Consider the following 21,483-nt stretch of genomic DNA (forward strand, 5'->3'; position numbering starts at 1 on the left):
CTTAAATATCAAAAAGGACAGAAAAATACATAAAAATATCCTCCATTTTAAATTATTCTTCTAATATAAATTCTCCAACAATAAGGTACAACATAGATAAATTTTTTTTAATCATGTAAAATAAAATACGCTAAGAAAATTGTATAATCTATATGGTTGAGTCATTATTTAGTATATAATTAATATTTATCCCACTCTTAACGGCCAGTAAGACTCCCCCTTAAGCTTCTGAGAATACGAGGAAGCTAGGTGGGAGATCAACTGTCCGTAAAGGTCCGATTGGTTCAACTAACCATCAGTGGGGGAGGAAGGAAAACCCCACTGATGGAAGTTTCACTTTATAAGTGATTCAGATTACATATAGAGCTAGAGAAAAGAGGAATCAGAAAGCGATGCAATTAAAAAAACTTATTGAGAATTTACACCCATACCTCCCTTATGATGGAGACGATGTGGAAATAAAATCAATAGAGAATGATAATCGCAAAGTAATAAATGGCAGTCTTTTTATTTGTATAAAAGGATATACAGTCGATGGCCATGATTTTGCCCAAAAAGCATATGAGTCTGGAGCGGTGGCTGTCATTGCTGAAAGAAAATTACCTTTACCTATTCCGGTTATAGTTGTGAAAGATACAAAGAGGGCTGGTAGTATCCTGGCAGATGTCTTTTATCAAAAGCCAACACAAAAGCTTCAGCTTATTGGCATAACTGGAACAAATGGAAAAACAACTACTAGTCATTTAATAGATGCTATTTTAAAAGAAGCAGATCAAAAAACAGGAATCATCGGAACGATGTATACGAAAATCGGTGAGGAAATTCAGGAAACAAAAAATACTACTCCAGAGGCAGTGACACTTCAGAAGCTCTTCCATCAAATGGTGGAACAGAAGGTCGACACAGCTGTTATGGAAGTGTCTTCCCATGCCCTTGTAGAAGGAAGAGTATTTGGCTGCGATTATGATATAGCTGTATTCACAAATTTAAGTCAGGACCATTTAGATTATCATGGTACGATGGAGGAATATAAAAAAGCAAAAGGGCTATTGTTTACAAGATTAGGAAATGCTTTCACATCAGAAAAGCCAAAGTTTGCAATCTTAAACAAAGATGATGCAACAGCTAAAGAGTATGAAACCATTACTGCTGCTCATATTCTTACATATGGAATTGATACGGATGCTGATATAATGGCGAAAAATATAAGAATCACTGCAGCCGGTACATCCTTTGATCTGCATTCGCCGTTTGGAACACACCAAGTACAGCTAAAAATGGTTGGTAAATTCAATGTGTATAATTCGTTAGCAAGCATTGGTGCTGCGATTGCAAGCAATATTCCATTAGAGGTAACAATTAAGGCGTTAGAAAAGGTAGAAGGAGTTGCGGGTAGATTTGAAACAGTAAATGCAGAACAAAACTTCTCGGTGATTGTAGATTATTCCCATACACCTGATAGTTTACAAAACGCGTTACAGACGGTGAAAGAATTTGCGAAGAAAAATGTTTATGTCATTGCTGGCTGTGGAGGAGATAGAGACAAGACGAAACGTCCTTTAATGGCGAAAATTGCTTGTCAGGAAGCTTCTTATGCTATCCTAACTTCCGATAATCCTCGAAGTGAAGATCCGCTTGCTATATTAAAAGATATGGAAGCAGGAGTTACGGGAGAACAGAATTATACGATTATTGCTGATCGAAAAGAGGCTATTCGCTTTGCCATAAATCAAGCGAAACCAGGCGATGTTATATTAATTGCAGGGAAAGGCCATGAAACGTATCAAATTATTGGTTCTGAAGTGTTAGATTTTGATGATCGTTTAGTGGCAAAAGAAGCGATAGAGGAGAGAAAAAATGACACTGTCCTATAAATTAATCCTTCAGGCGATACCCGAAGCAAAAGGTTTTGTAAAAGAAGATTTGCTTTTTCAAACCGTGTCATTTATAGCAGATTCCAAGCAGCCAAAAGGATTGTTTATACCATTATATAAAGACCATTCTGGTGATTTGAGTACTGCTATAGCAAATGGAGCAATAGGAGCAATATGGGAAGAAGGAGTGGAACTCCCTTCATATACACCTAATCATTTTCCTATTTTTTATACAAAAGATTTAAAGGAAGGCATATTAAAAATGATCGAAATTTATGATGAACAATTACAAGAACAAGAAAACACAATAAATTTTATTTTTTTGCAAGAAAACAGTCTGAATTCCAATATGGAATCATATGATATACCGGTAATTAGAGAGCATGTATTAAAAACAAGCAATCAAGCGAAAGGAGGGAACTAAAATGCAGGAGAAAGTTATCTTTTTTACGATTCTTTTAGGCTTTTTAATAACAGTATTAATTTCTCCCTTTTTTATTCCCTTCTTGAGAAGATTGAAATTCGGACAAAGCATTAGGGAAGAAGGACCGAAATCCCATCAGAAAAAAACGGGAACACCAACGATGGGTGGCTTAATGATCATTTTTTCTATTGTCGTAACGACATTAGTAATGATTAATAAATTTTCAGAGCCAACGATTAAGACATATTTACTTCTTTTAGTTTTACTTGGTTTTGGATTATTAGGGTTTTTAGATGACTTTATAAAAGTAGTTATGAAGCGTAACCTAGGATTAACATCTAGACAAAAGCTATTAGGACAGATTATTATTTCCCTCATTTTCTATTTTGTTTTACGAGAAAATGAATTTTCAACCGCAATCTCGATTCCTTTTGTTGAAAAGCCATTGGAATTAGGATGGTTTTATGCGTTATTTATTATTTTTTGGCTAGTTGGATTCTCTAATGCGGTTAATTTAACAGATGGATTGGATGGTTTAGTTTCTGGAACATCTGCTGTTGCATTTGGAGCATTTGCTGTGCTTGCATGGAGTCAGTCACAATTTGAAATTAGTATTTTCTCTGTGGCAATTGTTGGAGCAGTATTAGGATTCTTAGTATTTAATGCACATCCAGCAAAAGTATTTATGGGAGATACAGGTTCTCTTGCACTTGGAGGCGCGATTGCTGCAATTGCTATTTTAACAAAGACAGAAATTCTATTGATATTAATTGGTGGAGTATTTGTTATCGAAACACTTTCTGTTATTCTCCAAGTTATCTCATTTAAATCAACTGGAAGAAGAATCTTCCGTATGAGTCCATTGCATCATCATTATGAATTGGTTGGATGGTCTGAATGGAGAGTAGTTGCTACATTTTGGACGGTTGGATTATTATTCGCCGCTTTAGGAATTTATATTGAGGTGTGGTTATAATGAAGCAAATTAATGATTATCATCATAAAAAAATACTTGTATTAGGTCTTGCTAAAAGTGGAGTAAGTGCAGCTCAATTACTACATAATTTAGGTGCCTTTGTAACAGTGAATGATAGTAAGCCATTGGACGAAAATCCTGAGGCACAAGGTTTATTAGAGCAAGGAATCACAGTGATTTGTGGAAGTCATCCGATTGAATTGTTGGAGGAAGGATTTCAGTTGATTGTAAAAAATCCGGGGATTCCTTACTTTAATCCAATGATTAAAGGGGCCATTGAGCGTGGGATTCCCGTAATTACTGAAGTGGAGCTTGCATACCGTGTTTCAGAAGCACCATTCCTTGCGATCACTGGTTCAAATGGAAAAACGACAACGACAACTTTATTGTTCGATATGTTAGAAGCAGATAAGAAAAAGCCCCTTATTGCGGGGAATATTGGTACAGTTGCTTCAAACGTGGCTCAAGTGGCAAAGAAGGATAATAATATCGTCATCGAATTATCATCTTTTCAATTAATGGGGATTGAAAAGTTTAAACCACATATTGCAATCATTACAAACATTTATGAAGCACATTTGGATTATCACGGAACACGAGAAGAATATGCAAAAGCAAAAGGAAATATTGCGAAGAACCAAGACGAAAATGACTATCTAATTGTGAATGTAGAGCAAGAGGTTGTAATGAATATCGCGAAGAGCAGTAAAGCGACCATTATCCCTTTTTCTGCGAAACGCGAACTTGAGTTTGGTGCATATGTGAAAGATAATGTCATCTATTTTAATGATGAAGAAGTAATGAAACTCTCAGATATAACCTATTTAAGTGCATTAAATTTAGAAAATATTCTTTCTTCTGTTGCAGCTGCAAAACTAACAGGAGCATCTAATGAAAGTATTTTTAAAGTTTTAAGTAACTTTAAAGGGGTTAAACATCGTCTGCAATTTATCAAAGAAGTAAATGGACGAAAATTTTATAATGACTCTAAAGCAACGAATATATTAGCTACACAAAATGCCCTTGCTGCCTTTAATGAACCAGTCATTTTACTAGCAGGTGGATTGGATCGAGGAAATGAATTTGATGAACTCATTCCATCACTAAAAAATGTAAAAGCAATGATTACATTTGGACAAACTGCAGAAAAAGTGGAGAAGGCAGGGAGACTTGCAGGAATAAAAACCATTAAACGCGTCGATAATGTGGACAAAGCAGTGCCTGTAGCCTATGACTTATCAGAAAGTGGAGAGGTAATTCTCCTTTCCCCAGCATGTGCAAGTTGGGATCAATATAAAACTTTTGAGGTCAGAGGAGACATTTTTATCAATGCGGTGCATATGCTTAAATAAGGGCTTGTCTGTAAGTAGGCGTTGAAAGAAAATAAACTCTGATCTGTATGAACAGATAACAAAAGAGTAGCACTATAAAAACTTTCTTACTTTAAAGTAAGCTCTGTAAATGATAACAAGGTGAATAGAGAAAAGCAAACAGGTCCGTTATCATCCCTATTTGGGAATAAAAGACCGTAATCCTTTTCCTAATTTTCAACCGTTAATTTACAGAGCTTTCTTTTTTTGAATCGGATTTAAGTAATACAGGAATCTGGATACAATCCGCTTTTCTTTTTTGCAAGCCCTAAATCTTGCAATTCGAGGTGTTAATGGTGCCATCAAAAAAAACGACTCCAGATATAATTTTAATGATCATCACATTTACGTTGCTTGCCATAGGGTTAATCATGGTGTACAGTGCAAGTGCGGTTATGGCCGAACGAAATTTAGGGGATTCCTTCTTTTTTGCAAAGAGACAGATGCTTTTTGCCGGTGTTGGAATTGCTGCAATGTTATTTATTATGAACCTTGATTACTGGATATGGAGATCTTGGGCTAAACCAATTATTATTGTTTGCTTTGTTTTACTTATAGTCGTATTAATTCCTGGAGTTGGTTTAGTTCGGAATGGTTCACAAAGCTGGATTGGTGTAGGAGCATTTTCCATTCAGCCCTCTGAATTTATGAAAATAGCAATGATTATTTTCCTGGGAAAATTTCTATCGGAAAATCAAAAGCATATAATTTCCTTTAAAAAAGGATTACTCCCATCTTTAGGTCTTGTATTTCTAGCCTTTGGGATGATTATGCTTCAGCCAGATTTAGGTACTGGAACTGTTATGGTTGGTACAAGTATCGTAATGATCTTTATTGCTGGTGCTAGGATTCGTCACTTTGTAATATTAGGGCTAATCGGTGTTGCTGGGTTTATTGGATTGGTTGCATCCGCTCCTTATCGAATTAAAAGGATAACTTCATTTCTAGATCCATGGTCTGATCCGTTAGGAAGTGGTTTTCAGATCATACAATCGCTTTATGCGATAGGACCAGGTGGTTTGTTCGGCTTAGGCCTTGGGGAAAGCAGGCAAAAATTCTTTTACTTGCCAGAGCCACAGACAGATTTTATTTTTGCTATTCTATCAGAAGAATTAGGCTTTATCGGCGGTTCCTTAATTTTATTATTATTTGCTTTATTACTATGGAGAGGAATAAGAATAGCATTAGGTGCACAAGACTTATTTGGAAGTTTTGTAGCCGTTGGTATTATTTCCATGGTTGCTATACAAGTTATGATTAACATTGGAGTTGTTACAGGACTTATGCCTGTAACGGGGATTACACTCCCATTTCTAAGCTATGGAGGATCCTCTCTTACACTAATGTTGATTGCAATAGGTATCCTCTTAAACGTGAGCAGATTTTCAAGGTACTGAAATTTCATCCCACTCTTAACATCTAACAGCAAGCTGCGGAAAATTAAGGAGACTAGGTGAGGGAATTCTCCCGTAATGGTCCGATAAGTGCAACAAGCGATCAGTGGGGATGAAGAAAAACCTTCATTGATGGAAGTTTTCTTTATCGAATATATTTTAAAAAAGCTAGTGGAGGGTGTTTTTTCTCTTTACTAGTTTTTTTATGTCTTTTTTTTAAAATATTATAGAATACAAAAAATTTATTTTTTTCACACATATGAAAATCCCTTTTCAATCATGACAAATTTACGTGCTGGCAAGAGGAAAGTGTTACATTTCATTATCAATTTTAAGATATTCATAAAGCGTGTTTAAAATATAGTACAATAAGGTATCTATTATTTGGGAGATAACGCAAAGGTAAAAAATATCTTAGGAAATAGTAGAAGATTATTTCTGTTTTATGTTAATTGAAGCTATAATATAAGTGAGAAGAAAAATAACGATTTTTTTCAGAAATAGATAAGAGAAGTATTTTGAGGTGGAAAGAATGAAAATAGTAGTAAGCGGCGGAGGAACAGGGGGGCATATATACCCTGCATTAGCATTAATTCGCGAGATAAAAAAAGAAGTGAAGAATGCTGAGTTTCTATATGTCGGTACAGAGCAAGGGCTCGAAAGTAAGTTGGTTAGACGAGAAGATATTCCATTAAAAACAATACATATTACAGGGTTTAAACGAAAACTTTCCCCAGAAAATTTGAAAACTGTTTGGAGATTTATTTCAGGTGTACAAAAGAGCAAGGCGATTTTAAAAGAGTTTAACGCAGATGTTGTAATCGGAACAGGCGGATATGTTTGTGGACCGGTTGTATATGCAGCAGCAAAGCTTGGAATACCTACTATTATTCATGAACAAAATAGTGTTCCAGGGTTAACCAATAAATTTTTAAGTAAATATGTTGATAAAGTAGCGATTTGCTTTGAAGAAGCAGCTTCTTTTTTTCCAGAAGAAAAAGTGGTGATGACAGGGAATCCAAGAGCTTCGGAAGTGTTAAATCAAGATGGAATTAAAGGTCGTTTATCGGTCGGATTAAAATTAAATGAGCCTGCTGTTCTCATAGTTGGTGGAAGCAGAGGGGCAAGACCGATAAATGATGCTGTGATTGCTGCGTTACCACAATTAGGAAAGAAAGCCTATCAAATTCTTTATGTAACAGGAGAAGTCCATTATGAAGCTGTGAAAAAAGAAGTGGAGCTTGTCGGAAATCCTACAAATGTCATTATTAAGCCATTTGTTCATAATATGCCAGAAGTATTAACAAGCATTGATTTAACGGTTGCAAGAGCAGGTGCAACGACACTGAGTGAGTTAACCTCGCTTGGTATTCCGAGTATCCTTGTGCCTAGCCCCTATGTTACCAACAATCATCAGGAGAAAAATGCGAATGCATTAACAAGTAATGGGGCAGCAAAAATGCTTTTAGAAAAGGAAATGAATGGGCAAAAATTGGTCGAAGAGATGGATGCAATTATGCTGAATCCTAGTGTATTAAAGGAAATGAAAGAGGCATCCCAAAAATTAGGTATTCCTGATGCAGCAATGAGGCTGTATAATGTCATGAAGGAAGTAATCGACAGCAAGAAAAAATAGGAATGTAAATCGGAAGTTTGATGACAACGCAAATTTTCGATTTGTTTATAAAAAAGGTGGACAACCTATTAAATTGTTTTGTACTATTTCCTTATTTAATAATACCGGGGTGATTTTTTGGACAAAGGGAAGGTTGTTTCTTTAGAAGATCGAATTCCAAAATTAAAAGAACAGAGACGAAAAAAGGCGAATCGTCGACTTATTTTCCTTCTCCTCTTATTCTTCCTTATCATCGTTTGCGTAATATACTTCCAATCACCTTTAAGTCATGTCAAAAACATCGAAATTACAGGAAATCATTTATATACTTATGAAGACTTGGAGAAAATGAGTGGAATTAACAGTAATACAAATATTTGGACAATCAAAAAAGACAAGTTAGCAGAAAAACTGAAAGATACAGGTGGGATTAAATCTGCGAAGATTTCCATCGCTATTCCAAATACTGTGCATATTGACGTAAAAGAGTATAGGAAGATTGCTTATTTTGAAGTGAAGAATAAATTCATTCCTCTTTTAGAGAATGGGGATATGTTGCATGATAGAGCAATGACAAATAGCCCCTATGATGCTCCGATTATTAAAGATATGAAGAGCGAAGATGAGAGAGTAATTACGAAGATAGGGGAAGAATTAAGTAACCTTTCTGCAGAAGTGTATAATGCTATTTCTGAAATAAGGTATACCCCTAAAAATACAGATAAATGGCATGTTACCATTTATATGAATGACGGAAATCAAGTGTTGGCATCTTTATCCTCTTTTTCGGATAAAATGAAGCATTATCCTTCCATCATTGCACAACTAAACACGGATAAAAAAGGAGTTATTGATTTAGAAGTAGGTTCTTATTTCAAAGCTTTTGATTCGGAAGGGGAAAAAGAAGAGTGAAGACTAATAAAAGAAGACGAAATGTTATCTTCTCATTAGTTTTTCTTGTTCTCGGATTTATGATTTCCTTCTCATATCAAAATACAAAAAAAGATGATGGTCAAGAAATTAGTGAAAGTCAATTCGAAAGAGATTTGGATTTGCGAAATGAATTGATTGAGCAGGAAGAAAAAAATAATGAGCTATATAAAGAATTAAAGGGAACCCAACGAAAATTAGTTCAACTAGAGAAGGATCTTTCTAATGAAGCAGAAACGTATTATAACTTGGCAGAGGATGCGGAAAAATATCGGATCTATTTAGGAAAGGTTGCTGTCAAAGGGGAAGGGATACAAATTACATTAGAAGATGGAGAGTATAATCCAAAAGAAGATAATGTGAGCAATTATTTAGTACATGAGCATCATGTATTTAAAGTGATCAATGAACTTTATATTTCTGGTGCACAAGCGATTAGTATTAATGGACAAAGGCTATCACATAACTCTTACATACTATGTAATGGTCCGGTAATCGAAGTAGATGGTTACCAACACCCCGCACCTTTTGTTATTACAGCAATCGGTGATAGTGATGTATTAGAAGGCGCAATTAATATTAATGGTGGCGTAAAGGATTTATTAGTAAATGATAATGTTCGATTTACACTTGAAAAAAAACGAACAATTCAAATGGATCCTTTAAAAGTTAATTAACAATAAGTATGGATAAGAAAGTATGATGCGCTGTGAATAAGAAATTTATAACAATGACAGGAATAACGCTTATTGTAGGATTTATGATAGCTGTGCAATTTCAGACAATAAAAGAACCAGTTGTTCGAGATACGAGAGATACGTGGGAATTACGAGAAGATCTCATCTATGAAAAAAAATTAGAATTACAGCTTATTAATGAGATTCGTTCGATTAACGCAAAAGTGGAAGAGTATGAGAATAACACATCTCAAAGTAAAGAAAAAGTATTGAAAGATACTTTGGCAGAATTAAAGCAGGAAGCAGGGGCAACAGAGGTTACTGGGAGTGGGATCATCATAAAGATCGAGCCGGTAAGTAAAGAAATTCTGCTAGGAGAAGATCCAGGAGTAGTCACTTCTGAATTAATGCAACGGTTAGTTAATGAATTAAATTTATATGGAGCCGAGGAGATAGCGATAAATGACAATCGCTATGTGAATACAACGGTTATCCGTGAAGTAAACAATGTATTGAAAATGGATGGAAATTCTCTCAATCAGCTACCAATTGAAATAAAGGTGATAGCAAAAGATTCGAATACAGCTGAAAAATTATTTAACTACATGAAGGTTTCTAAATCAGCTGACGAATTTTTCTTATCTAATCTGTTATTAAATGTTGAGCAGCCAAAAGAATCAATCAAGATTCCTGCCTATAGTGATACCATTAACGTCCATTATATGGAGCAGGTAAATACAAATAAAGGAGGCGATTCTTAATGTGGCTTCCGATATTTGGGTTGATTGTTGGAATAGTCTTTGGATTATTAACCGATATAAAGGTACCAGAAGAGTATGCAAACTATTTATCCATTGCAGTTCTTGCTGCATTAGACACCTTATTTGGCGGGATTCGTGCTCATTTGCAAAATATATTTGATGAAAAAGTATTTGTAACAGGCTTCTTCTTTAATATTGCACTTGCAGCAAGTTTAGCTTTTCTAGGTGTACATCTTGGTGTAGACTTATATTTAGCGGCAATTTTTGCATTTGGTGTTAGACTATTTCAAAACATAGCTGTAATTAGAAGTATTATTTTAAAAAAATCAAATACTAATTCTCCTGAAAAAATTGAAAAAAGTTGACAAAGAAAAAAGGGAATATATTAGTTTTGGCGAATAATTTAAATATTAATAGATATGTGGAAGTGAATTACAATATTTCCTTATGGGGTGAGTAATTAGTCCTATTTGTAGTAAAAAAGACCAAAATTGTATTGACACTTAGCGAAAACTTAGTGAAAATATGGTGTTGCCTGGTATACAATATAATAGTTGTGAAGATTAGATTATTTTATGTATATCATAAAAACTATGTAAATAGCAGACGTTACTTCTTTATAAAAAGTTGAATTATTGACAGTATGACATAATTTGTTGTTCACATTATTTAAAATGCAAAAGGAGGTGCCCGAGAATGAACAGCAATGAACTTTATGTAAGTCTAGACATCGGTACATCCAGCATAAAAGTAATCATTGGCGAAATGATTAACGAATCTTTAAATATTATTGGTGTAGGCATCGTCCCATCAGAAGGTTTAAAAAAAGGTTCAATCGTGGATATAGATGAAACCGTTCATTCTATTCGACAGGCAATAGAGCAAGCCGAAAGAATGGTAGGGATGGAGATAAAACAAGTAATTGTTGGCGTTTCGGGAAATCATGTAAATCTGCAAACCTCACGAGGGGTAGTTGCAGTATCAAGTGAAAATCGCGAAATTACAATTGAAGATGTGATTAGGGTAAAGGATGCTGCACAAGTAGTTTCCATTCCCCCAGAAAAAGAAATTATTGATATTATTCCTAAACAATTTATTGTAGATGGATTAGATGAAATTACGGATCCTCGAGGAATGATAGGTGTACGGCTTGAAATGGAAGGTACGATTATAACTGGAAGTAAAACCATTTTACATAACACCTTAAGATGTGTAGAAAGAGCTGGCTTGGAAATTCAAGATATTTCCTTGCAACCACTTGCTGCTGGCTCTTTTGCACTTTCAAAAGATGAAAAAAACTTAGGAGTGGCCTTGATCGATATCGGCGGTGGTTCCACTACTATAGCTGTATTTGAAAATGGATTCCTAAAAGCAACCAGTGTTATTCCTGTAGGGGGAGACAATATTACCAAGGATTTATCGATTGGTCTCCGAACTACAACAGAAGATGCAGAGAAAATTAAAATTAAGTATGGATATGCGTTTTATGATCATGCTTCTGAAGAGGAAGTATTTAGTGTTCCTATTATAGGAAGCGATCAGCATCAACAATTTAATCAGTTAGAGATTTCTGATATTATAGAAGCTAGATTAGAAGAAATCTTTGAACTTGTTGGTGACGAACTAGTGAGACATGGTGTATACGACCTTCCAGGAGGATTCGTTTTGACTGGTGGGGTAGCTAGTACGAAAGGAATTTTAGAATTGGCACAAGATGTTTTCCAAAGCCGAGTTAGAATTGCTATTCCAGATTATATTGGAGTAAGAGAGCCACAATATACCACTGCTGTTGGTTTAATTAAATTCTCCTATAAAAATAGTAAACTCCAAGGTGGAAATATCCATAACCCTGTCACTATTCCGGCTGATACTAGGGAAAAAGTCCAAAAACCATCATCCCAAAAACCAGCATACGAGAAAAAACAAGTGGAAAAAGAACCTTCAAAGTTTAAGAAATTTATGGGTTATTTCTTTGATTAATGAAATGTTAAAAAGACAAGTATAATGTTGATAAAAAAGAACTTCGAGAAGGCTGAGAGTCGTTTAAAAGTCAGTCTAGGTTATAAAAAATGGTATGTACTCCATATCACCAAGACTTGAGATGCGGACAGTTCGATACTGCTGAATATCGACGAATTAGGAGGATTTGTCATGTTGGAATTTGATACAAATATAGATTCACTAGCTGTAATAAAGGTTATAGGAGTAGGTGGCGGTGGTAATAACGCTGTTAACCGAATGATTGAACACGGTGTTCAAGGGGTAGAATTTATTGCTGTGAATACAGACGCACAAGCATTAAATTTATCAAAAGCAGAAATTAAGATGCAAATTGGCGGAAAACTTACAAGAGGATTAGGAGCAGGTGCAAATCCGGAAGTAGGTAAAAAGGCCGCTGAGGAAAGCAAAGAACAAATTGAAGAGGCGTTAAAAGGGGCAGATATGGTCTTTGTAACGGCTGGAATGGGTGGTGGAACTGGTACAGGTGCTGCACCAGTTATTGCTCAAATCGCTCATGACCTAGGTGCTTTAACCGTAGGAGTTGTGACGAGACCATTCACTTTTGAAGGAAGAAAAAGGTCTACACATGCTGGTAGTGGTATTACCGCATTAAAAGACGCAGTAGATACTTTAATCGTCATTCCAAACGACCGCTTACTTGAGATCGTAGATAAGTCGACACCAATGCTTGAAGCATTTAGAGAAGCAGATAATGTACTCCGACAAGGTGTGCAAGGTATCTCTGACCTAATCGCAACGCCAGGTCTAATTAACCTAGACTTCGCAGACGTGAAAACAATTATGGTGAACAAAGGTTCAGCACTTATGGGTATTGGGGTTGCTTCAGGCGAAAATCGTGCAGCAGAAGCAGCGAAAAAAGCAATTTCTTCACCACTACTTGAGACTTCCATTGATGGAGCACAAGGGGTGCTTATGAATATTACTGGTGGATCAAATTTAAGCTTGTATGAAGTACAAGAAGCAGCAGATATTGTTGCATCCGCTTCTGATCAAGACGTAAACATGATTTTCGGATCTGTTATCAATGATAATCTAAAAGATGAGATTGTTGTTACTGTAATTGCTACAGGATTTAACCAAGATTTATCGCAACCACAGCCAGGAAGACCTGGATTTGGAGGGCTAAAGCCAAATAATAATAGTCCAAGCCAAAACAGCAATCCTGTTAATACTAGAGAAGTAAAAAGAGAAGAACAACACGTTCAAAAAGAACAGCCAAGAAACACTAACGCACAACAAACAGAGGATGCCTTAGATATCCCAACATTCTTAAGAAATAGAAACCGTAGAAGATAATTATTTCTGCAGTAAAAACCTTTCTGTTATTTATTACAATAATGGAGAGGTTTTTTATTTTGCTATTTTTGTAAGATTGGTTGTTCTATAATTCTTTTGATTTTTTCATTTAAAAACAAAAACTATTTAGAGAAAACTTTTTACTTTAATATTTTTTTCTTTTGACCGTTATTATCCTTCCCGTTAACAATTCCCTAGAAAAAGTGAAAAAACTGATAATATTTCTCTAGAACTAATAATTAATCACTTAGGAGAGATAGTGACAAAAACCGTTAGAAATAGAGGAAATTTCTGATTTTTTGATTACAGAAAGTGACAGAATTTCAAGAACAAGTACGTTATACTTTTTCGTAACAGATTAATAGAGAAGATTTACTTCTTTTGTGGCTTTGATGGAGAATTCTTTTTTCATGTGTAAGAATTGCGAGCCAATGCTGTTGAGTTAATTTTTCGTTAGTGCAGATGAATAAAGATAGTAACATTCTTTACAAAGCTTCGATGCAGGAGAGGAGGAGTTACATGCTTGGCCATTTATTTAGATGTGATATGGCTATTAAATTTTCTATTTGACAGTTTATTACTATACTTAACTGGAATTCTTTTGAAGAAAAAAATCATTCATTGGAGAATTTTACTTGGAGGATTCATGGGTTCTCTAATTATTCTGTTATCCATCACTCCTCTTAGTACCTATACAAGTCATCCTGTATCTAAACTACTTTTTTCTGTTGTAATGGTAGCTACTGCATTTGGATATAAGCGGTTTCGAACCTATTTTCAAGCGTTAATGATTTTCTACTTAGCCACCTTTTTAATTGGCGGAACATTGATCGGTGCTCATTATTTTATCCAATTTGATTTTCAACTTTCTTCTTCTGTTCTTCTTGCTAGTGTAAAGGGATTTGGAGATCCGATTAGTTGGTTGTTTGTGCTTCTAGGTTTTCCAATTGCTTGGTACTTTTCGCGAAGAAATGTGGAAGGGATTGAAGTGACCAAGATTCAATATGAGCAAATAATTGATGTTACATTTCAATTAGGTGGGAAAGAGTTTGTGGTAAAAGGATTGGTGGATAGTGGGAACCAGGTATATGACCCAATCTCTCGTCTTCCTGTTATGTTTGTTTCATTGAAAAATATTGTAAGTAATATGCCAGCAGAGTTAATTCGTTTATCAGAGCAGCCAGAAGAGGTAATCTACGGCAGTGAGCCGATTGCTCCAGAATGGGAAAGTAAGATGCGCATCATTCCCTATAAAGTAGTCGGAAAAGATCATCAGCTCATCATTGCCGTAAAGCCCGATCTTTTGCTATTAAAAAAAGACCACGAAATAATTTCTGTTGAAAAAGGATTAATATCTTTTACAAACCAAGTTCTGTCTGCCGAGGATGCATTTGATTGCATTGTTCATCCGAAAATGCTTATAGGAAAAAAATCAGTGGAGGAAAAGGTTAGTTAATATACTATACTCACGAAAATCATCGTTTAGAAGGAGGAAATGCACATGAAGAAATGGAAGCTTCGCTTATCTTATTACTGGTACAAATTTTTAATTAAAATTGGATTGAAAACAGACGAAGTATTTTATATTGGTGGAAGTGAAGCACTACCTCCTCCGTTAACGAAAGAAGAAGAAGAAATGCTTTTGGAGAAACTTCCAAAAGGAGATCAAGCGGCTCGCTCGATGTTGATTGAAAGAAACTTGCGCCTCGTTGTTTATATAGCGAGAAAGTTCGAAAATACGGGTATCAATATTGAAGACTTAATTAGTATTGGCACTATTGGATTAATTAAGGCTGTCAATACGTTTAATCCAGAGAAAAAAATTAAACTGGCAACATATGCTTCAAGATGTATTGAAAATGAAATTTTAATGTATTTGCGCAGAAATAATAAAATTCGCTCAGAGGTATCATTTGATGAGCCATTAAATATTGATTGGGATGGAAATGAACTTCTCCTCTCAGATGTAATGGGGACAGAAGATGATATTATAACAAAGGATTTAGATGCAAGCGTAGATAAAAAGCTATTAGTAAAAGCACTTCACCAGCTATCTAAAAGGGAAAAACAAATCATGGAATTGCGATTTGGTTTAGGCACTGGAGAGGAAAAAACGCAAAAAGATGTTGCAGATATGCTGGGAATTTCTCAATCATATATTTCTCGTTTAGAAAAAAGAATTATTAAAAGACTACAAAAGGAATTTAATAAAATGGTTTAAAAGTTTTTCGATTGAAAAGCCTTGTCCCACATAATACCAATCGAAATTAGCGTAAATTGGAAATTTAACAAAAATTCTTATCATGCATATTTTTCCTTCTCGGGGAGATACTGTTTTTTGTACAGCAGCTCCTGTGAGGAGGGAAATAGATTGACTCGAAATAAAGTAGAAATTTGCGGTGTTGATACATCAAAGCTTCCAGTGTTAAAAAATGAAGAAATGAGATTGCTCTTCAAGCAAATGCATGAGGGAGATATATCCGCAAGAGAAAGTCTCGTAAATGGAAATCTCCGCCTCGTATTAAGTGTGATTCAACGATTTAATAATCGAGGAGAATTCGTGGATGACTTATTTCAAGTGGGTTGTATTGGTCTAATGAAATCTATCGATAATTTTGATTTAAGTCAAAACGTTAAGTTTTCCACCTATGCTGTCCCAATGATTATTGGTGAAATTCGCCGTTATTTACGCGACAATAATCCAATTAGGGTTTCCAGATCTCTGAGAGACATTGCTTATAAGGCATTACAAGTCAGAGAACGATTGATGAATAAAACATCAAAAGAACCGACAGCTGAGGAAATTGCCAAAGAGTTAGACATTCCACATGAGGATATTGTTTTTGCATTAGATGCTATTCAAGATCCTGTGTCGCTTTTTGAACCAATTTATAATGACGGCGGAGATCCGATTTATGTGATGGATCAATTAAGTGACGAAAAAAATAAAGATATACAGTGGGTTGAAGAATTGGCATTAAAAGAAGGAATGCGCCGGTTAAATGATCGTGAAAAACTAATTTTACGAAAAAGGTTTTTCCAAGGGAAAACACAAATGGAAGTTGCAGATGAAATCGGCATTTCACAAGCACAAGTCTCAAGATTGGAAAAGGCTGCTATTAAACAAATGAATAAAAATATTCAAAGCTAAAATAGGAATAAAAGGGTTAGACTTCTTAAAGTATGTGTACTTTAATGATGTCTAACCTTTTCTATTGAGAAGAAATATAATACTACTCTTTTATAAATATACATAATATATTTGAGTGATGGACAGTCCGGATATGATGAATACTGTTTTTCTAAAAAGTTAGGCGGACTCTCAACTGATAGAATGGGCTTGGAAAAGACTGAAAGGGTAACAAAGAAACCCATCAACGTTTGTTCACCAAGTCCTGTGAATAAGAAAAAAGCAAATTGAGCTAATTTTATTAAAAAGCAACCTAATTTCCAAAGAAAATCATGTTTTTCTGTGACCAATGATAGGTCCATATGGTAAACTAAAACAAAAAGATGGGGTTAGAGAATGGAACCTTTTACTTTACGAAATAAGCAGTTTTTTAATCTTGAATTGTGGGAGCAACAGTTTCCAAAACTAATAGCTGGTTTCACAACAAAAAATGGTGGGAAAAGTAAAGGCGATTATGCTAGTTTAAATATGGCATTTCATGTAAATGATCAAAAAGAAACAGTAGTTGCAAACCGTATAGAAGTAGCGCAAAATTTAACAATTCCATTAGAACAATGGGTTGGTGCAGAGCAAACCCATAAAGTTAATATTGTCGAAGTAACAAAAGCTCATATTGGCAAAGGAGCTACAGATTATGAAAGTGCGCTAAAGGATACAGATGGTTTCTTTACTTTGGGAAAAAATATATTATTAACTTTATGTTTTGCTGACTGCGTTCCGCTATATTTTATCCATCCAACTACAAAGGCGATTGGAATTGCGCATGCAGGGTGGCAAGGAACAGTCCAAGGCATTGCTAGCGAAATGTTGAAAGTATTTGCTTCCCATAAGATACCTGTAGAAGAGGTACTTGCTGTAATCGGTCCATCCATTACAGATCGTCACTATATTGTGGATGATCGAGTTATTAACGAAGTGGAAAAGGCGATCCATTCTAAGCAAAAGCCATATGACACTGTTTCTCCGGGACAATACAGTCTTAATTTGCAAGAAGTGAATAAACAGATATTGTTAGAAGAAGGAATGGTGGCAAGCAATATTCATATAACCAATTATTGTACTTATGAAGATGACGCTTATTTTTTCTCCCATAGAAGGGATAAGGGGAAAACCGGGAGAATGATGAGTTATATTGGATGGAGAGAGGAAGAAGAATACGAAAATGTTAGTGAAAGAAAATCTTGAAGTTATAAAACAGGAAATTGCTACTGCTTGTGAAAAAGTAAATCGAAAACCAGAAGAGGTAACGATTATTGCAGTGACAAAATATGTTACAATAGAGCGAGCACAAGAAGCAGTCGATGCTGGAATTGTTCATTTAGGTGAAAATCGTGAAGAAGGCTTACTGGCAAAGTATGAGGTTCTTCAGGACAAGCCGGTATGGCATTTTATCGGATCATTGCAGACAAGAAAAGTAAAAGGTATTATAGATTATGTAGACTATATTCACTCATTGGATCGATTATCTTTAGCAAAAGAAATACATAAGAGAGCAAATCGAACCATAAAGTGTTTTGTACAGGTAAATGTTTCGCAAGAAGAATCAAAGCATGGAATGGAGCCAGAGGAAGTTGTTGATTTTGTTAAACAATTATCCGAATATCCTCATATTCAAGTAATTGGATTAATGACAATGGCGCCATTTACAGACGATAAGGAATTGCTTCGTCAGTGCTTTCAAAAAGTAAAAAGCATTCAAGAAGATGTAAAAGAATTACAATTACCATATGCTCCATGCACAGAGCTTTCTATGGGAATGTCGAATGATTATTCAATTGCGATCGAAGAGGGAGCAACGATGATAAGAATTGGAACTGCTTTAGTAGGAAGCGAGAAATAGGAGGCAACTAAAATGAGTATAAAATCAAAAATAAAAACTTTCTTTTTTTTAGAAGATGAAGATTATGAGGAAGAGCAAGTAAGATATCAAGAAGAACCAAGCGAACCTGTTCGAAATTATAAGCAACCAGTTCAGCAGACACAGCACGTTCAACAACCGAAAAGTAACCAAAATGTTGTAAGTTTGCAAAGCATTCAAAAATCATCAAAAGTATTTTTGGTTGAACCACGTGTATATGCAGAAGCACAGGATATCGCTGACCAACTAAAAAACCGTCGTGCTGTCGTTGTTAATTTACAGCGTATCGAAAAAGATCAAGGGAAGCGGATTATTGATTTCCTAAGTGGAACAGTCTACGCCATTGGTGGAGATATTCAAAAAATCGGCACAGATATATTCCTATGTACACCAGATAACGTAGAAGTTTCAGGGAATATTTCGCAAATCTTGCAAGATGCAGAATATGAAAATACGAGGTGGTAACAACGAATGAATTTTATTATAAGTATCTTGGCTAATGCTTTAACCATATATTCTTACGCGCTTATTGTTTATATATTAATGTCATGGATTCCGAATGCTCGTGAAACATCTATTGGTGTTTTTCTTGCAAAAATCTGTGAACCATATTTAGAGATTTTTAGAAGATTTATTCCGCCTCTTGGCATGATCGATATTTCACCAATTGTGGCTATTTTTGTATTAAATCTAGCAGGAAGAGGGATTGGACAATTATTTTATTGGTTCTAAGTAATTTTATAAAGGTCTATACTCAACAAATGTAAAAAGAGGCAGGGACAAAACAAAATATATAATGCATAAAGACGAACAATCTCTAATTTAGTAGTAAAACCAATTCGTTCCATTGCGCTACAGACCCTCGCTTTCCGCGGGGAGCAACCTAAGCCTCCTCGGCTAAAGCCTGTGGGGTCTTAGGTTTTGCTCTACTTCCCGCAGGAGTCGAGGGTCCTCCGCTCCATTTCACTCCGTTTTTAAAGGTTGTTTCGTTCCATCATTTTTTAAAAAAGAAAATATAATTATTAGGAAAAACGGAGCAGACGGAATACACGTAGACTCCTATGGGAGCTGCGAGAAAGTCCGAGACCCTGCAGGCGAAGCCGAAGCGGCTCGGCGCTCGCCCCATGGAAAGCGAAGTGTATTCAGTCTGCGGGTGACTACCACAAAACCCATTCAGAATGAAAAAACAAACAATTATACGAGAATTTGATTAGCATCTTCATATAATTGTTCGGTTTTATATTTGGTTGGAATACTTTTGTCCCAGCCCTTTTTCTATGCAAAAAAGGAGCTGAAAAGATGTCAATCTATCAACACTTTCGTCCAGACGAAAGAGAATTTATCGATCAAGTACAAAATTGGCGAAGCTATGTCGAGAATACATATGCTCCGAAATTAACCGATTTTTTGGATCCACGGGAACAGAAAGTCTTAAGTATGATCATTGGGGACCATCGCGAAGTAAAATATGCTTTTTTCGGTGGGCATGAGCAAGCAGAAAGAAAAAGAGCAATCCTTTACCCCGAGTATTATCAGGCAACAAAAGCGGATTTTAATCTCTCTTTACTTGAAGTAAATTATCCGAAGAAGTTTGTCACAATCGAACATCCCCATGTTTTAGGGAGTCTAATGTCACTTGGTTTAAATCGTAGCAAATTTGGAGATATTTTCGTTGCTGACGGGGACATTCAATTTATTGTTGCAGGAGAAGTTGAAGATTATGTAAGGCTTCAGCTTGATTCGATTGGAAAAGCAAAGGTGAGTCTTACCGCGATTCCTTTGAAAAAAATCATTGCTAAAGAAGAACATTGGACCGAAATAACTACGACCACTTCCTCTCTGCGCCTCGATACACTCATTGCAGCCGTTTATAAGTTCTCAAGAGAAAAGGCAAAGACTTTTATCACGCAAGGATTAGTAAAAGTAAATTTCACTTTAAATGAAAATGTAGCTTTTATGTGTGAAGAAGGAGATGTATTTTCTGTCCGTGGGGAAGGCAGGGCTACCATTAAATCGATTGAAGGAAAAACGAAAAAAGATAAATGGAGAATTGTGGTAGGTAAATTGAAGTAGAGAATAAGAAATTGATGAAGTTCTATAATTTCTGTTTCAAACAAAAAACATGGTTTTTTTATTTAGTATATATGATACAATATTTTCAACAGCATTATTTTTCACGTTTCTTCATATTTTTCAAAAATAATGCAGGAAATCCGATAATACTGTCGAAATAAGGATGATACATAAAGAAATTGAAGTTTGGGAGGTGGCTTTATGCCATTAACGCCGTTAGATATTCATAATAAGGAATTTGCCAAAGGCTTCCGTGGTTATGATGAAGATGAAGTAAATGAATTTCTTGATCAGGTAATTAAAGATTATGAAAATATTATCCGTGAGAAAAAAGAACTAGAAGAAAGATTAAACGAGTTAACTGACCGTATCGGCCACTATAATAATATTGAAGAAACGTTAAATAAATCAATTGTTGTAGCACAAGAGGCTGCCGAAGAAGTTAAACGCAATGCACAAAAAGAAGCAAAATTAATTATTAAAGAAGCAGAAAAAAATGCTGACCGCATTGTTAATGAATCACTATCAAAAGCTAGAAAGATTGCTCTTGAAATTGAAGAATTGAAAAAGCAATCAAAAGTATTCCGTACTCGATTCAAAATGCTAATTGAAGCACAATTAGATATGCTGAATAACGATGATTGGGATCATTTATTAGAATATGAATTGGATGCTTCCGAATTAAATTCAACAAAATAAAAGCCTAGTCTTGACGAATCATTGAGTTATGAAATATAATTTTTCACAAATATATATTCATGTAGCGTTGATAGGGATAGTAGATTTCCAAAAAACTTATAAAAGCGAATCAGGGACGGTGTAAGCCTGAGATAAGTTGGAAGTTGAAAATCACCCTGGAGTCTTTTTCTGAAAAGGTAAGTAAGAAAAGGCGGTTCATTGCCGTTAAAAAATGTCTAAGTGGATAAAATTTTCTTTTTATCTATAAGGGTGGTACCGCGGGAACCTTAACTATTAAACCTTCTCGTCCCTTTCATGGGGATGAGAAGGTTTTTTGCTGTCTAT

At 35.3% G+C, this 21,483-nt stretch carries 21 protein-coding genes and 1 other annotated feature; all 21 genes read left to right on the plus strand.

All coding sequences use genetic code 11. The annotated features are described in order from the left end of the window. The first annotated feature begins 392 nt into the window (after nucleotides 1-392). The 21 genes from NKG37_RS16165 to NKG37_RS16265 all read left to right on the plus strand — a co-directional run bounded on the left by NKG37_RS16165 (nucleotide 393) and on the right by NKG37_RS16265 (nucleotide 21,159). A complete protein-coding gene (locus NKG37_RS16165) occupies nucleotides 393-1,874 on the plus strand; it encodes a UDP-N-acetylmuramoyl-L-alanyl-D-glutamate--2,6-diaminopimelate ligase (RefSeq protein WP_254414940.1) in 1,482 nt (493 codons plus the stop codon). Continuing rightward, the gene (locus NKG37_RS16170) at nucleotides 1,858-2,298 is read left to right on the plus strand and encodes a hypothetical protein (RefSeq protein WP_016201007.1); all 441 of its coding nucleotides are present in this window, start codon (nucleotides 1,858-1,860) and stop codon (nucleotides 2,296-2,298) included. The genes NKG37_RS16165 and NKG37_RS16170 overlap by 17 nt, the downstream gene beginning before the upstream one ends. A gap of 1 nt (nucleotide 2,299) precedes the next feature. Then, nucleotides 2,300-3,274, plus strand: a complete 975-nt coding sequence (gene mraY / locus NKG37_RS16175; protein WP_016201008.1) for a phospho-N-acetylmuramoyl-pentapeptide-transferase — start codon at nucleotides 2,300-2,302, stop codon at nucleotides 3,272-3,274. Beyond that, on the plus strand, nucleotides 3,274-4,626 hold the full coding sequence (murD, locus tag NKG37_RS16180; RefSeq protein WP_016201009.1) for a UDP-N-acetylmuramoyl-L-alanine--D-glutamate ligase: 1,353 nt from the start codon (nucleotides 3,274-3,276) through the stop codon (nucleotides 4,624-4,626). The genes mraY and murD overlap by 1 nt, the downstream gene beginning before the upstream one ends. A gap of 314 nt (nucleotides 4,627-4,940) precedes the next feature. Beyond that, a complete protein-coding gene (gene spoVE / locus NKG37_RS16185) occupies nucleotides 4,941-6,041 on the plus strand; it encodes a stage V sporulation protein E (RefSeq protein WP_016201010.1) in 1,101 nt (366 codons plus the stop codon). 529 nt (nucleotides 6,042-6,570) lie between these two features. Next, a complete protein-coding gene (gene murG / locus NKG37_RS16190) occupies nucleotides 6,571-7,674 on the plus strand; it encodes an undecaprenyldiphospho-muramoylpentapeptide beta-N-acetylglucosaminyltransferase (RefSeq protein WP_254414941.1) in 1,104 nt (367 codons plus the stop codon). 117 nt (nucleotides 7,675-7,791) lie between these two features. After that, nucleotides 7,792-8,565, plus strand: coding sequence for a cell division protein FtsQ/DivIB (locus NKG37_RS16195; protein ID WP_016201012.1), 774 nt, complete (start codon nucleotides 7,792-7,794; stop codon nucleotides 8,563-8,565). Further along, the gene (locus tag NKG37_RS16200) at nucleotides 8,562-9,260 is read left to right on the plus strand and encodes a DUF881 domain-containing protein (RefSeq protein WP_101730062.1); all 699 of its coding nucleotides are present in this window, start codon (nucleotides 8,562-8,564) and stop codon (nucleotides 9,258-9,260) included. Before NKG37_RS16195 ends, NKG37_RS16200 begins: the two co-directional genes overlap by 4 nt. Nucleotides 9,261-9,292: 32 nt before the next feature. Continuing rightward, the gene (locus NKG37_RS16205; protein ID WP_367975939.1) at nucleotides 9,293-10,021 is read left to right on the plus strand and encodes a DUF881 domain-containing protein; all 729 of its coding nucleotides are present in this window, start codon (nucleotides 9,293-9,295) and stop codon (nucleotides 10,019-10,021) included. Beyond that, a complete protein-coding gene (locus NKG37_RS16210) occupies nucleotides 10,021-10,386 on the plus strand; it encodes a small basic family protein (RefSeq protein ID WP_016201015.1) in 366 nt (121 codons plus the stop codon). The genes NKG37_RS16205 and NKG37_RS16210 overlap by 1 nt, the downstream gene beginning before the upstream one ends. Nucleotides 10,387-10,717: 331 nt before the next feature. Continuing rightward, nucleotides 10,718-12,001 (plus strand): cell division protein FtsA, encoded by a 1,284-nt coding sequence (ftsA, locus tag NKG37_RS16215; protein WP_101730061.1) that lies wholly within the window; start codon nucleotides 10,718-10,720, stop codon nucleotides 11,999-12,001. 171 nt (nucleotides 12,002-12,172) lie between these two features. Further along, nucleotides 12,173-13,339: a cell division protein FtsZ gene (gene ftsZ / locus NKG37_RS16220; RefSeq protein WP_016201017.1), complete on the plus strand. Its 1,167-nt coding sequence runs from the start codon at nucleotides 12,173-12,175 to the stop codon at nucleotides 13,337-13,339. A gap of 523 nt (nucleotides 13,340-13,862) precedes the next feature. After that, a complete protein-coding gene (gene spoIIGA / locus NKG37_RS16225; protein WP_016201018.1) occupies nucleotides 13,863-14,795 on the plus strand; it encodes a sigma-E processing peptidase SpoIIGA in 933 nt (310 codons plus the stop codon). A gap of 45 nt (nucleotides 14,796-14,840) precedes the next feature. Beyond that, nucleotides 14,841-15,560 carry an RNA polymerase sporulation sigma factor SigE gene (sigE, locus tag NKG37_RS16230; protein ID WP_016201019.1) on the plus strand — a complete coding sequence of 240 codons (720 nt, stop codon included), beginning with the start codon at nucleotides 14,841-14,843 and terminating at the stop codon, nucleotides 15,558-15,560. Nucleotides 15,561-15,710: 150 nt separating this feature from the next. Further along, a complete protein-coding gene (gene sigG, locus NKG37_RS16235; protein ID WP_016201020.1) occupies nucleotides 15,711-16,490 on the plus strand; it encodes an RNA polymerase sporulation sigma factor SigG in 780 nt (259 codons plus the stop codon). A 375-nt stretch (nucleotides 16,491-16,865) separates the two neighbouring features. After that, the gene (pgeF, locus tag NKG37_RS16240; RefSeq protein WP_101730059.1) at nucleotides 16,866-17,714 is read left to right on the plus strand and encodes a peptidoglycan editing factor PgeF; all 849 of its coding nucleotides are present in this window, start codon (nucleotides 16,866-16,868) and stop codon (nucleotides 17,712-17,714) included. Next, on the plus strand, nucleotides 17,692-18,369 hold the full coding sequence (locus tag NKG37_RS16245) for a YggS family pyridoxal phosphate-dependent enzyme (protein WP_212116851.1): 678 nt from the start codon (nucleotides 17,692-17,694) through the stop codon (nucleotides 18,367-18,369). The genes pgeF and NKG37_RS16245 overlap by 23 nt, the downstream gene beginning before the upstream one ends. Before the next feature lie 12 nt (nucleotides 18,370-18,381). After that, nucleotides 18,382-18,852: a cell division protein SepF gene (locus tag NKG37_RS16250; RefSeq protein ID WP_101730058.1), complete on the plus strand. Its 471-nt coding sequence runs from the start codon at nucleotides 18,382-18,384 to the stop codon at nucleotides 18,850-18,852. Nucleotides 18,853-18,858: 6 nt separating this feature from the next. Beyond that, nucleotides 18,859-19,119: a YggT family protein gene (locus NKG37_RS16255; protein ID WP_016201024.1), complete on the plus strand. Its 261-nt coding sequence runs from the start codon at nucleotides 18,859-18,861 to the stop codon at nucleotides 19,117-19,119. 567 nt (nucleotides 19,120-19,686) lie between these two features. Then, complete coding sequence (locus NKG37_RS16260; protein WP_254414942.1) at nucleotides 19,687-20,460, plus strand: YlmH family RNA-binding protein; 774 nt, start codon at nucleotides 19,687-19,689, stop codon at nucleotides 20,458-20,460. Between the two features lie 201 nt (nucleotides 20,461-20,661). Next, the gene (locus tag NKG37_RS16265; protein WP_016201026.1) at nucleotides 20,662-21,159 is read left to right on the plus strand and encodes a DivIVA domain-containing protein; all 498 of its coding nucleotides are present in this window, start codon (nucleotides 20,662-20,664) and stop codon (nucleotides 21,157-21,159) included. Nucleotides 21,160-21,217: 58 nt separating this feature from the next. Next, nucleotides 21,218-21,453 (plus strand) — a binding site (T-box leader). Nucleotides 21,454-21,483 lie beyond the last annotated feature (30 nt).

The organism is Niallia sp. RD1 (assembly GCF_024219955.1).
GTDB lineage: Bacteria > Bacillota > Bacilli > Bacillales > Cytobacillaceae > Niallia > Niallia alba.